The 12,866-nt window shown below is 44.9% G+C and carries 13 protein-coding genes; 9 read left to right on the forward strand and 4 right to left on the reverse strand.

Annotated elements, in window-relative coordinates; all coding sequences use genetic code 11:
- Positions 1 to 116 precede the first annotated feature (116 nt).
- From alr to LSG31_RS08010, 6 genes are all read left to right on the forward strand, one after another.
- On the forward strand, positions 117 to 1,268 hold the full coding sequence (gene alr / locus LSG31_RS07985; RefSeq protein WP_347439466.1) for an alanine racemase: 1,152 nt from the start codon (positions 117 to 119) through the stop codon (positions 1,266 to 1,268).
- Between the two features lie 206 nt (positions 1,269 to 1,474).
- Positions 1,475 to 1,750: a CopG family ribbon-helix-helix protein gene (locus LSG31_RS07990; protein ID WP_347438809.1), complete on the forward strand. Its 276-nt coding sequence runs from the start codon at positions 1,475 to 1,477 to the stop codon at positions 1,748 to 1,750.
- A 4-nt stretch (positions 1,751 to 1,754) separates the two neighbouring features.
- Entirely contained in the window at positions 1,755 to 2,105 is a 351-nt protein-coding gene (locus LSG31_RS07995) for a type II toxin-antitoxin system PemK/MazF family toxin (protein WP_347438810.1), read from the forward strand.
- 223 nt (positions 2,106 to 2,328) lie between these two features.
- Positions 2,329 to 3,312 carry a metallophosphoesterase family protein gene (locus tag LSG31_RS08000; protein ID WP_347438811.1) on the forward strand — a complete coding sequence of 328 codons (984 nt, stop codon included), beginning with the start codon at positions 2,329 to 2,331 and terminating at the stop codon, positions 3,310 to 3,312.
- A gap of 204 nt (positions 3,313 to 3,516) precedes the next feature.
- Positions 3,517 to 4,551, forward strand: a complete 1,035-nt coding sequence (rseP, locus tag LSG31_RS08005) for an RIP metalloprotease RseP (protein WP_347438812.1) — start codon at positions 3,517 to 3,519, stop codon at positions 4,549 to 4,551.
- A 184-nt stretch (positions 4,552 to 4,735) separates the two neighbouring features.
- Positions 4,736 to 5,665 (forward strand): DMT family transporter, encoded by a 930-nt coding sequence (locus LSG31_RS08010; RefSeq protein ID WP_347438813.1) that lies wholly within the window; start codon positions 4,736 to 4,738, stop codon positions 5,663 to 5,665.
- Positions 5,666 to 5,704: 39 nt separating this feature from the next.
- On the opposite strand, the gene LSG31_RS08015 is transcribed toward LSG31_RS08010, so the two are convergent.
- A complete protein-coding gene (locus LSG31_RS08015; RefSeq protein ID WP_347438814.1) occupies positions 5,705 to 6,307 on the reverse strand; it encodes a cation diffusion facilitator family transporter in 603 nt (200 codons plus the stop codon).
- Between the two features lie 110 nt (positions 6,308 to 6,417).
- A complete protein-coding gene (locus LSG31_RS08020) occupies positions 6,418 to 6,894 on the reverse strand; it encodes a hypothetical protein (protein WP_347438815.1) in 477 nt (158 codons plus the stop codon).
- A gap of 88 nt (positions 6,895 to 6,982) precedes the next feature.
- Here LSG31_RS08020 and recU point away from each other — a divergent pair, with 88 nt between their 5' ends.
- Complete coding sequence (gene recU / locus LSG31_RS08025) at positions 6,983 to 7,639, forward strand: Holliday junction resolvase RecU (protein ID WP_347438816.1); 657 nt, start codon at positions 6,983 to 6,985, stop codon at positions 7,637 to 7,639.
- A gap of 20 nt (positions 7,640 to 7,659) precedes the next feature.
- Entirely contained in the window at positions 7,660 to 10,392 is a 2,733-nt protein-coding gene (locus LSG31_RS08030; RefSeq protein WP_347438817.1) for a UPF0182 family membrane protein, read from the forward strand.
- Between the two features lie 136 nt (positions 10,393 to 10,528).
- Here the strand turns inward: LSG31_RS08030 and LSG31_RS08035 are convergent, their stop codons facing one another.
- Together LSG31_RS08035 and LSG31_RS08040 are read right to left on the reverse strand one after the other, a co-directional pair.
- Positions 10,529 to 11,017 carry a phosphatidylglycerophosphatase A family protein gene (locus tag LSG31_RS08035; protein WP_347438818.1) on the reverse strand — a complete coding sequence of 163 codons (489 nt, stop codon included), beginning with the start codon at positions 11,015 to 11,017 and terminating at the stop codon, positions 10,529 to 10,531.
- A gap of 62 nt (positions 11,018 to 11,079) precedes the next feature.
- Complete coding sequence (locus LSG31_RS08040) at positions 11,080 to 12,369, reverse strand: MFS transporter (RefSeq protein ID WP_347438819.1); 1,290 nt, start codon at positions 12,367 to 12,369, stop codon at positions 11,080 to 11,082.
- 190 nt (positions 12,370 to 12,559) lie between these two features.
- On the opposite strand from LSG31_RS08040, the gene LSG31_RS08045 reads away from it, so the two are divergent.
- Positions 12,560 to 12,847, forward strand: a complete 288-nt coding sequence (locus LSG31_RS08045; RefSeq protein WP_347438820.1) for a DUF3905 domain-containing protein — start codon at positions 12,560 to 12,562, stop codon at positions 12,845 to 12,847.
- Positions 12,848 to 12,866 lie beyond the last annotated feature (19 nt).

A 12,866-nucleotide genomic window follows, 5' to 3' on the forward strand; every position in this document is an offset into this window, starting at 1 on the left:
GGTTTTGTTCAAAGCGGATGCCTGCCAAATGAACTTGTTTCGTTTTTTACACATAAAAAGCAGACAGCATTCGTATACTTTGAACGGATGATTAAGGAGATGGCCGGAAGGTGCAAATGCTACGTCCAACTTGGGCAGAAGTGGATTTGGATGCAATATCATGGAATGTACGACAGTTTAAATCATTGGTTGGCGAACACGTAAAAGTGCTTGTTGCAGTAAAAGCGGACGCATATGGCCATGGCGCTGTTCCGGTTGCCCGCACGGCGATTGCTGCCGGCGCGGAGTATTTGGGTGTGGCGACGGTGCAGGAAGGCATGGAGCTTCGAAGCGCGGGAATTGATACGCCGATTTTGATACTCGGTTATGTACCTGTCGAAGCAGCGGATTTGATCGTACAAAACGATTTGAGTCAGGCAGTCTATCAGGCGGAATTAGTGTCCGCATTGGCGAAAGCTGCGGAAGACCAGCGCAAACGAGTCAAAGTGCATATCAAAGTGGATACCGGAATGAGCCGTATCGGGATTATGAACCCAAATGACGTTGTAGAACTGGCGACTCGGATTCTCCAGTCTCCGTATCTGGAGTTGGAGGGTATTTTTTCGCACTTGTCGCGAGCGGATGAAGTGGATAAAACCTATACATTTGCCCAATACGAGCGCTGGCTCCGGTTTATTTCCGCATTGGAGCAAGCGGGCATCAGCATTCCCATTCAGCATATTGCCAATAGTGCCGCTGCGATTGATTTGCCCGAATTCCATTTGCAAATGGTTCGAATCGGCATTGGAGCATACGGATGTTATCCTTCATCAGAAGTGAAACGGGAAAACGTCAAGCTGCGGCAGGCGTTGCATCTCTATTCCAAAATTGTGCGCATTGAACAACTGCCGCCAGAGTATCAAGTCGGTTATGGCGGAACATTTTCTTGTGCCGAAGCAGCAAGGACATGTCGAATCGCCACGGTTCCCATCGGTTATGCAGACGGATATAGCCGTCTCTTGTCAAATCAAGGAACGGTGATTGTTCGCGGACAAAGAGTGCCGGTAGCAGGACGGGTGTCGATGGATCAACTGATGCTGGATGTATCTGAAATTGAGTCGGCACAGGTTGGTGATACCGTTTGTTTGTATGGCCGTATGGGGGACCAATGGATCTCTCTTGATGAAGTGGCAGAAAAAATCGGGACAATTTCATATGAAGTTTCTTGTGCTCTGGGAAAGCGGGTACCTCGTATATATCGTGCACATCCGCCTGAAACGATGGTCTGAAAATGTTCGCAACTGCAACAGGCAAAACATAACAAAAGGATTTTTTGATCTGTTGTCGAATTTTTTCTGGACTGTCAAAAATCCGTTTCCTGTTAAGTCCTCTCTTGGCAAGAGTATGAAAAGTTGGGGACTTTGACATACTGTTGGAAAGATCGGTATAATAACGGGTGGAATGTAGTAGCAGGGTGTGATGTTGGAGGTGCCGTATGTTGTCTGAAACCAAACGGATCATGATTAGCATACCGAATAACCTATTACAGGAGGTAGACGGAATCGTGGAAATGGAACACTCGAATCGCAGTGAACTTATCCGTCAAGCCATGCGTCTGTATCTTACAGAGCGTAAGAAACGCTATATTCGGGAAAGTATGCAAAAAGGCTACCTTGAAATGGCTAAGATTAACTTGAATATTGCATCGGAAGCATTTCTTGCTGAAGAAGAGGCAGACCTCACTTTAGACCGTTTGGTGAGCGGGGTGTAGATGATTGAACGTCAAGCGTGGGGACATTTTTTTCGCTGATTTATCGCCTGTTATCGGTTCTGAACAAGGCGGGTTTCGACCTGTGCTGATTATTCAGAACGATATCGGGAATCGATTTAGTCCAACAGTGGTTGTAGCTGCCATTACTGCCCAAATTCAGAAAGCGAAACTCCCCACACATGTGGAAATTGATGCGAAATCATATGGACTGGATCGGGATTCTGTTATTTTGCTTGAGCAAATTCGGACGATTGATAAGCAACGGTTAACAGATAAAATTACACATCTGGATGAAGAACTCATGACGCGTGTGAATGAAGCGCTGCAAATCAGTCTGGGACTCATAGATTTTTAATAGACGCGTTCAAAAAACGGAATATACTGTCGATGATTGAATCGATTATCGGATGCAAATGATACGGATACCGGGGGGATGACCCCCTTATTTTTTTTGCAAGCCGTTTGTAAGCCGCAATCGTTTATGTATCGTTGAAATCAATCAGACCCCGTCATTTGATTACATATTTTTATCCAGCATGGCAATAGTAAAGAGACATATACCAAGGAGACGAATTTGTATGCACTGGCTGCGAATGGGCTCGGTTATGTTTTTCTTCTGTTTGCTTATGCTATGTTGGGGATCTGCCGCGTTTGCAGCTCCGGTCTTGGAGCCGCCAATACTTAGAATTGCTGTTTTGTCAGACGTTCATGTCATGCACACAACCGACGCTTGGGGTCGGAAAGCTGCGCTAAAATTTGAACAGGCGCTTGCAGACATTGATTCCTATGCCCCCGATATAACAATTATAAATGGAGATATAACAAATGGTGAGCCGACGGATTATCGGATCTTTTGGGACATTGTTCACCGACATAAAACAGGTCGAATATTTGCGTCCATTGGCAACCATGAATATTACCGTGTGCACCACGCAACGCAGTGGACGGATGATGATGCAAAGAAATTGTTCCGAAAAGAATTTGGTCTGAATCGGCTTTACTACGATCAATATATGAAAGGGATCCATATGGTGTTCCTCGGATCGGAAGCATATACGAGCCTGCGGGCACATCATCCCGATGCTGCGTGGATCTCGCCAGAGCAAGTGCGCTGGTTTAAAGCCCAATTGCAGAAACAATCGAAAGCAACCCTTGTTTTTTTGCATCAGCCTCTGCAGGGAACGGTTGATTTTTCTGGTGATACGACTTTACAAGTATTGCAATCCCGGGAACTGAAGCAATTGGCAGAAGCGCATACACCATTGATTTGGTTTTCCGGCCATACGCATGATTCCATTACAGGCGGGGATCAGTCCTGCCTGCAACATGGCGTGCTGTATCTCGGAGGCGGCGGCACGTTTACGATCCATAAGCGCCGTTTGTTTCCTTTCCCGGATGCTGCACGGGAAGGATATGTGTTTGCAAAAGATACGCTTTCAGAAAGCGAGAGTCGGCTTGTGACTGTTTTTAACGATCATGTGATCGTGCAAGTTCGAGACCATATACATAAAGTCTGGCTGCCGGCGTATGAAATACGGTATGATTTAAAAAGCGTTCATTAAGAGTTGAGAAATCCTGCGAAGATCAGCCGACAATTTTGGTATACTGATTACAGAAGAGATGGATCGAATCAGTTTTGGGAAATGAAGCTGCATTCTGCATGATTTTTTGCAAGATTCATGTGGAACATCATACAATGAATATAAGTGTACAAGATTGACAATACGCGTTGTTGAAAAACATGGATGTACGTTGGGGGCGGATCGATGAGTATATTGTATGGGTTATTGGGAATCAGTTTTCTTGTATTTGTCCATGAATTAGGACATTTCTTATTTGCAAAATGGTCGGGAGTGCAAGTGGACGCGTTTGCCGTTGGTTTTGGTCCAGCCATTGTCAAGTTTCGTTTTGGGGAGACTGTGTATCGCCTGAACTGGATTCCCTTGGGCGGATATGTACAGATGGCCGGTGAGTTTGGTGAAGATGGTTCGACCAGTGAGAATCCGCGATTGTTTTATAATCGTCCCATCTATGCCAGAATTGCCGTGATTGTAGCGGGTGTTTTGTTTAATGTGATTGCAGCTGTCCTCATGTTATCTGTGGCATATATCGGATACGGGCAACAGGCGGGTCCTGGACAACCGGCCAACCAGATCGTAATTAACAAAGTATTAGACGGGTCGCCGGCTGCCAAAAGCGGACTGCACAACGGGGATCATGTGGTAAGTATCAATGGACAACCGATTACAAGCTATGACATGTTTACAAATATTCTGCAAAGCAGTCAAAGTGTGCAATTAGGTGTTGAACGTACAAATCAGCATTTGCAGATTTCCGTAACTCCTCAGGGACAAGGAAATCAGAAAAAAATCGGTGTGGAAATTACTGCGATTCAACAGGCGCCTTTCTTTGAAAATATCAAGCAGGCAATGAAACAGACCTGGGGCATGATCGTCATGATCGTATCGGGATTAAAACAAATGATTACCGGTCATGTCTCGATGGCGGATGTCGCCGGTCCGGTGAAGATTATTCAAATTACCGGCCAGGCCTCGCAAGCGGGCTTTCCGAACCTGTTATTCTTCCTGTCCTTGCTTAGCGTCAATCTGGCAGTGTTGAACATATTGCCATTGCCGGCGCTGGATGGAGGACGTTTGGTCGTTTTGCTGATTGAAATGATTCGCGGCGGGAAACGTCTGCGAATGGAAGTAGAAGCAATGATTAACACGATCGGATTTGCAGTTTTAATTCTATTAATGATTCTTGTCACCATCAAGGATGTAGGTTCTGTATTGCGATAACAAAAAAGAAAGCGGCGGGATCCTGCAGCTGTGCATCCTGCCGTTTTTCTTGCTTCCAAGGGGCAATTCCATGCTATACTAGCTGTGAAATGACAGAAAACCAGAACTTCAGATGGAAATGAAGTTATAAAGACCGAAAGAAACCTGTACAGCTCAAAGAGAAAGGAAAAGGGGTGAGAACTGTTTGCAGCAGAAAAAATGTCCGGTTCCACCCATATTGATCATGGCAGTAGGGGTAATTGCCGTTTCTTTTTCTGCCATCTTTATTAAATGGTCAAATGCACCGGCATCGATCTTGGGAATGTATCGATTGTTTTTCACGGTTGTGATCATGTCACCTCTATTAATTCCGCGGATGCAGGAGATTCGTCGATTGTCCCGAAAAGACTGGGGGATATTGACTGTTTCCGGCTTATTTTTAGGTTTGCACTTTCTTTTTTGGATTGGATCCTTAAAGTTTACAACGGTAGCGAGTTCGATGATTCTGACTACACTGGAACCTATTTTTGTGATGGTCGGAGCCTATGTTTTATTTAAGGAGCGGACAAATGTACTTGCTCTTGTCAGTATGCTGATAGCAATGGGAGGAACGGTTTGTATCGCGTGGGGGGATTTTGGCGGAACCGGCCATGCCTTAAAAGGGGATATGTATTCGATCATCGGGACAATAGCCGTATCTGTGTATATGTTGGCAGGGCAAAATTTGCGCAATCGAATGTCATCTTTTGTATACAATATTCTTGTTTTTTTTGTTGCTTCAATCGTGTTCGCCGTGTATAACATATTTGCCGGATACTCTTTTGTGCAATATCCGGGGAAAGAGTGGGGAATCTTTGTTCTGTTGGCGATTGTGCCGACGATATTCGGCCATGCATTATTTAATTGGCTGTTAAAGTATGTGAATGCAACGACGATATCGATGAGCATTCTGGGTGAACCGGTCGGAGCCATTGCCCTCTCCGTGCTATTGCTGAATGATACGGTTACACCCTCCCAATGGATCGGGGGATGCATGGCGATTCTCGGCGTCTGGCTGTTTTTGCGCACGAACCAAGGATCGCACCAACAAACCCCCGCAGCTTCTTTGGATCATGTGATTCACCCAAATTCGTGAAATGCCTGCATTTCTCTAAAGCACCAAGCGGCTGTATTCCTATTCATTTTGGGCTTGATGGCTTTGGGTTGTGAGGGTCTTGAGCAGCAGAGACCAGCCATTGCTCATGAGATAGATGCTCACACCCACGGCAACCAAAGAATCCAGCCGATTAAATCCTGTCAGTGCTACAAATGCGGAACTGACGATCACGCCAATCGATGAAATCATGTCGCCGAGCACATGGAATGTTACGGCCCGAATGTTATCATCATGGTTGCCGTGTGTCAGTCTTTGCAGGATGAGCAAGTTTAGGATGAGACATATCACTGCTACCAGCAATGTCTGTTTGGCAATAATGACTTGCGGATGTACCAAGAGCGGTATGGTTTCCCAAGCGATCATACAACTGGTGGCGATCAACAGAACTGCATTGAATAACGTACAGACGGTTTTTAAAAAGGGGATGCGCGACCCGCTGATAACCGCCAGCCAAGCCAGCAGGACGGCAAATCCATCCAGGAAAATATGGGCGGCGTCTGCAGATAATGCAAGGCTGTGGGTATATTGTCCACCAACATATTCAAAGTATGCCAAAGCACCCGTGATCAAAAAAGCGATAAAGAGCTGGAAACTCATTTGTCTGGTTGTATGCAGATGCATGCCGATCGACTCCTTGTCTTTCCAAAGGCGTACAGGAGAGAGCCTGTCTAATTCATCTTATGAAGCAGATCGAATCGTCATGACTTGGACTGCCACACGTTTCCGCCAGGCTATAAGCGGCTATAGACATCGCGCAACAAATCCAGCGGCGCAAAGCGATCCTGCACCAATTGTTCCACCGTCTTCGATATGGCAAGCAATACATGACGAACATCTTGTTCCGGATATCGCCACGAGCTTTCCTGCCATAAATCAATATCGTCGATCACCAGAGAACGGTTCGTTACGAGTATGGATACATCATAATCGACAAATTGAATGGTCTGCCCGGTCATCCAATAGGGTGTACTAAAATGGATCGATATTTGTTCTTCCGGCGTTCTCGAATACCAGACATTAAAATACTGGTGATTGGGAATATAGGCAAGCCTATGAATGCTTTCTGACAGTTTATGCCCGCTCGCGCTATAAATAGGCGTTCGTTTGGGTGTTTCACAGATCAGAAATGTATCATGATGTATCACAACATCCGTTGCATGTTGCCAGACAATGGTGTTCGGATACTTTTTTTTCGCAATTTGATACATAGAGGAACTCCTCTCCCTTGTTCCATTCATCTTTACTATAAACGATTTCCTGGACGAGGGGAACTCTAATGAACGGAAGGGATTTCAGATGATACGATACCCGGCAGGAACCAAGCCGAAGCGTGTGCAAAGCATTCCCGGCCAACTGGCGTCATCTCGCCCGTATTCCAGTGTCGGGCGTGGTATGACGCTTGAAAAAGATATCAATGAAACAAACCAGTATTACAATGAAACATTGCGGGCACTGGTATTTAAAAAACCTACTCCTGTGAATATCGTGCATGTGGAGTATCCCCAACGTTCCGCAGCAGTGATTCGTGAAGCATATTTTCAAAAAGCTTCCACCGTCGACTATTCCGGAGTATATCAAGGTAAAGCTCTTGAATTTGAAGCAAAGGAAACACGCTCGAAAACGAATTTCCCGCTGGACAATTTCCATGCACATCAAATTGAACATTTGCGCAAAGCGCTGTATCATGGTGCAATCGCGTTTGTTATTGTTCGCTTTACATCATTAGAGAAAACGTATTGGCTGGATGCCTGTCATGTGATCGAGCATTATAGGAAACAGGCGGAAGGCGGTAGAAAGTCGATACCATTGTCTTGTTTCCAAAAGAAAGGATACGAAATTCCGATCAGTTATGGCGCAAGTGTGGATTATCTGCAAGTGATCGATCAGTTGCTATTTTCATCTGAAACTATTGAAACTATTGAAACTGTGATAGAAAATCATAGACATATATAGATGAAGAAAAGGAGATCATTATGGGAATTTTTCGAAACAAGCAGCAAGGCAGAAGCGGGAATTGGCTTCGCTGGATGGCCGGCATCGTCGTTGTATGTATTGTATTGCTGACTGCATGCATTCGCTTGATTACGGAATATGAGTGGCAAGCAAGTGTTCATTATGCAGAGGTATACATTACGCGTATTGCTGCAAGCATAGGAATTGAAGTGATTGGATTTCTTTTGTATGCAGTCGTATTGTTCGGGACGTTTTTTATCATCCGCAGAAACCTCATAAAATCGGGAAATCACGTGTTTGGAAATCCGATTCTCTCGAAGATGTACTGGATCGTAGGGGCACTTTTTACGTTGTTTATCGCGGGGATTGGGGGAGGCAGTCTATCTTCCATCGGTTGGCGGGAAGCATTGCTGTTTTTTGATCATGTGCCATTTGCCGCGAGCGATCCTGTATTTCATAAAAATATCGCCTTCTATGTATTTGAATTGCCGGTTTACGAGATTGTCTTGCATGCATGTATGGTGCTTGTATTTTTAGCGGGAATCATGGCTCCAGCCGCGTATTTTATATTTGCACCGCTGAAGAAAGAAATCCTGATGGATCGTAAAGCGAGAAGGCATGTTGCGGCAATCTGGGCGTTATTTTTAATTTTATGGGGTATCGGTTATTACTTGAATCGTTATGACCTGTTGTACGATGATTCAGGAGTTGTGTATGGCGCCGGATATACGCAAATCCACGTACAATTGCCGTATGATGTAGCTGCAATGGTGATAAGTATCGTGGGAGCGGCATTGTTGTATGCAGGAGTTTTGCGAGGAAAATTAAAATGGGCTGCCACAGGGCCGCTTGCCCTTGTGGCCTTGATGATCGTCGGGGGAATTGTTCAACTTTGGGTGCAGAAAGTGAATGTCGGCGGAAATGAAGTCGCTTATGAGACGCCATACTTGAAACGGAATATTGAAGCGACGCGGGCAGCTTTTGGAATTGATGCAAAGCATGTAGCCGATCAGCAAATGGATCCCACCGGCACAATTACCGGGAAAGAAATTGCCCGGAATGCGGATACGATCAAGAATATCCGAATCAACGATGTGCGGGAAGTCGGCGAAGTATTGAATCAGTTGCAAGGATTGAAGCCGTACTACCATTTTAACGATGTGGATGTAGATCGGTACCAGGGGCAAGAAGTGTATATCAGCGCACGCTCTTTGCAGCCGGAAAAACTGCCGCAGCGGGCACAAACGTGGTTAAATCAAACATTGGTCTATACACATGGATACGGGGCAGTCGTAAGCCCGGTCAACCAAGTGACAGCAGATGGACTGCCGGAATTTTTGGCTAAAGACATGCCTCAAGCGGGTACATTTGGGATTCGCCGACCTGAAATTTATTTTGACGAATCCACCGCAAAACCTGTTATTGTCGATGCAACACTGCCTGAATTTAATTATCCGAACGGCGATACGGATATCACGAGCCGATATTCAGGGAAAGCAGGTATTTCTCTCGGCGGATGGAATCGATTGCTCTTCGCATGGCGGCAGGAAAGTTTGAAACTGCTGACAAGTCCGCAAATTTCCGCCAATAGCAAAATTCTTTTTCATCGCAATATTTATGAGCGGTTGCAGGAAATTGCGCCATTTTTGCAGTTTGATCAGGATGCGTATCTGGTCAAACGGGATAACGGACATCTGGTCTGGATTGTCGATGCATATACGACATCGTCCAGATATCCCTATAGCGAAGGCACTACGTTTAACGGTCAAACGATCAACTATATCAGAAACTCTGTAAAAGCGGTTGTCGATGCGTATGACGGAACGGTGCAATTGTATCGGGTCGATCCCAATGATCCGATCGCTGCCAGTTATGCGAAGATTTTCCCAAACTTGTTTGCAAAGGTGATACCGGATGATATCAAAGCACATTTTCGATATCCGGAACATTTATTCTCCGTACAGGCAAATACACTGTTGACATATCATGTCAATGATCCGCAATCCTTTTACAATCGGGATGATGTCTGGTCTGTAGCAAATGAAGTATTTAATGGAAAGCCCATACCGATTCAACCTCTCTATCAAATGATGAAGCTGCCGCAGCAAAATCAATCGGAGTTTGTCCTTACATTGCCGATCACTCCGCAGCATAAAGACAACTTGGTAGCGTGGATGGTCGCAAGAAACGACGGTGACAATTACGGGAGGCTTGAGCTGTATGAATTTCCGCGGGGGAAGTTAATTTATGGACCTTTGCAGGTGGAAAGCCGAATTGATCAAGAGCCTTCTGTCAGTCAGCAACTGACATTATGGAATCAACAGGGGAGCCATGTCATCCGAGGAAACCTGCTGCCGATATTTATTGACAAAGGGTTGCTCTATGTAGAGCCGATCTATATACAGGCAGATCGGGCCGGCGCATTGCCGCAGGTAAAACGGGTGATTGTGGTATACCAGGATAAAATCGTAATGGAAGATTCCATTGCTGCTGCCTTCGAAAAATTATTCGGTACTGGTCAATCTTCCGGAAATGCAGTTAGCCAAAGGGATTTGGGGCAAGGAAAACCATCGCCTGCGGGACAAAGTCAAACACCAGGTTCAGGAACGGATCAGAAGCAATTGGCAGATCAGGCATATCAAATTCTCCAGCAGTACCAGCAAGCAACAGCCAAAGGAGATTTTGAGGCCGCTGGAAAAGCGTTAAAGCAATTGCAAGATGTTTTGAAACAGCTAAAAGGAACGATTCAGTAAACGGATCGAACGTGAACATGATCATGCAAATGGTGGTCGAATTGCCGCGATGGGGAAGTCCTGCGGCGATACGGCCACCGTAATTGTTTGCAGTTTGTTTTGTTCGCACATTGTTTTCCTTCAATTGCCGTTTTGCTCATGCTCCGCTATGTGCAATTCGACTGGCCGCTGCAGCCGCCAAAGCGCCGACGATATCGTCGAGAAATGTATTGATTTTTCCAGTTGATTTATCATTTAATTGATGCAGAATTCCATATTTTAATTTATCGATATATCCGTAATTTGTGAGCCCAATCGTTCCATAAATGTTTAAAATAGAAAGGGCGAGTGTTTCGTCGACTCCATATAACCCTTCATCTACCTCGATAATTTGTTGCAACGGCTGTTCAAGCAAATGTTTCTCCGCTAATATATCCAATTGAATGCCTGTCAGAACAGCCAATTGCACTTCATGTTTTTTTAAAACATGAGTTACATTTTCCAAACAGCGATCAATTGTTAGGCCGGGAACGTAGTCTTTTTGCAGAAATAGCACCAATTCTGCAATATCGCTCAGCTCCACACCGCGGTCTTTGATTGCTTGCTTTGTGATTTCGTGAAGATCGCCATATTTTTGCATCGCCATATCCTCCACCTCACAATAGGATCTTTCTATTATACGTTTCAAAATTGCCTATTGAACCCGTTTTACCGAATTTTATTGCGAAACGTCCAAACTCTCCGTTCTTTCAAATGGCTGAATGCATCTGCTTGTTGCTTTTTTTCACTCTGACTTTTTTCCGGATGAATGAAGATCATGCATAATAAGCCGCCAGCGGCAGCCAGTGCAGCAACGCTGATAAACATAAGGGCTGTGGATAGATCCATCAACCAACTGAAAATCGGCGGTCCAAATGCTACACCCAAGAAACGTACACTGCCGTATAGCGATGTTACAATCCCCCGTTCTTGTGATGACACGGCGCTTGTGATCAGCATATTCAAACAGGGAAGTGCTAAACCGGTGCCAATTCCGCTAATTGCAAGTAAGCCAATACGAATATATGTATTGGAAAAAAAAGCGTTGCAAACCAGGGAACCGCCAAGCAAAAATAAACCTGTGGCAATCAGCCATTTCATCAATACCACGTTCTTTTTGATGACAGCACCAGTAATATAGGAAGTCGTGCACATCGCTCCAAGCGGAATTGCCAAAATCAGTCCTTTTAAAATCCCGTCTATATGATATTGACTTTCCAATACTTCAGAAAGAAAAAACAATACGCCAAATAATGTAAAAAGTGCGATTACGCCACATGCATATGCAGAGAATAGCCAACGGCCTTCCCGCTTCAAGATCTCTTTCACGTTTTTAACGTACGTTCCAAATGGCAGCGGCTCTCGTTTCTGATCCGGTTCTTTTACCAAAAACCATAATGCCAAAGCTGCCGCAACACAAAACACGGGAAATGCAAAAAAAGCGGCATACCATACGATGAAGCCCAATAAGGATCCGATAATTGGGCTGAGAACTTTTCCGAATCCATTTGACGCTTCATTAATCCCCAATATTTTACTCCGGCTGCTTCCTTTAAAAAGATCTCCAATCAAGGCCATCGTAATGGGAGCCGTACCGGCAGCACCAAGTCCTTGAATGACACGCCCGACCATGATCATGAAATACGGATGTTTTAAAAAACCTGCTGCAAAACCGGCGATTAAACCGCCGATGCCATATAAAAAAAGGCTGGGAATAATGATTTTTTTTCTGCCGAATCGATCGGATAAAAAACCGCTCAACGGTATGATAATTCCTGCAGGAACCGAAAAAAGACTAATCACAAGTGATGTTTGAAATTTGCTGACATGCAATGCTTTTTGCATATCCTGCAATACTGGAATTAACATGGAATTTCCAAGTACCATGATCAATGGTATGGAACTTAAAACAATAATCTGCGACCATGGCAAGGATTGTTTTTCAGCGCCAGATGACATGCTTCCACTCCTTAGGCGATCATGTTTACTCTGCGATCATATTTATTCTTAAGATGAGCTGCCGGCAGCAGTCTCATGCATGTTCCGACATTACGAAGTATTGGTCGTATGTGCAAGATATGTCGCGAGTAAATATCCTTTCATAAGGAAATCGTATGGATAGTGGTGTAAAACGTAAGGGGGGCTGAAGATGAAGAAACACGCCGATCAAAACTTTTCACAGCAAAATGCTGATACAAATCAACTTCCATTACAAGAAAAACAGGCACCGTGGCGGAATACACCACTGGACTATTGGAGTACAGATATTGATCCGGCTATTCTGTCCGGGGACCAATGGGTGGATGATCAAAGGGATCCCGGATTCCAGCGCAGGGAAAATCAGGCGCTTGCAGACGGGGATACGTCTATGTTAATGGCCCCGTTCATGCACCCGGTACATGATGTCACATACGGGATTGAAGAGCGGGAATCATAAAGTGAAACCGGCGTGTAAA

The organism is Fodinisporobacter ferrooxydans (assembly GCF_022818495.1).
In the GTDB taxonomy this organism is placed as follows: domain Bacteria; phylum Bacillota; class Bacilli; order Tumebacillales; family MYW30-H2; genus Fodinisporobacter; species Fodinisporobacter ferrooxydans.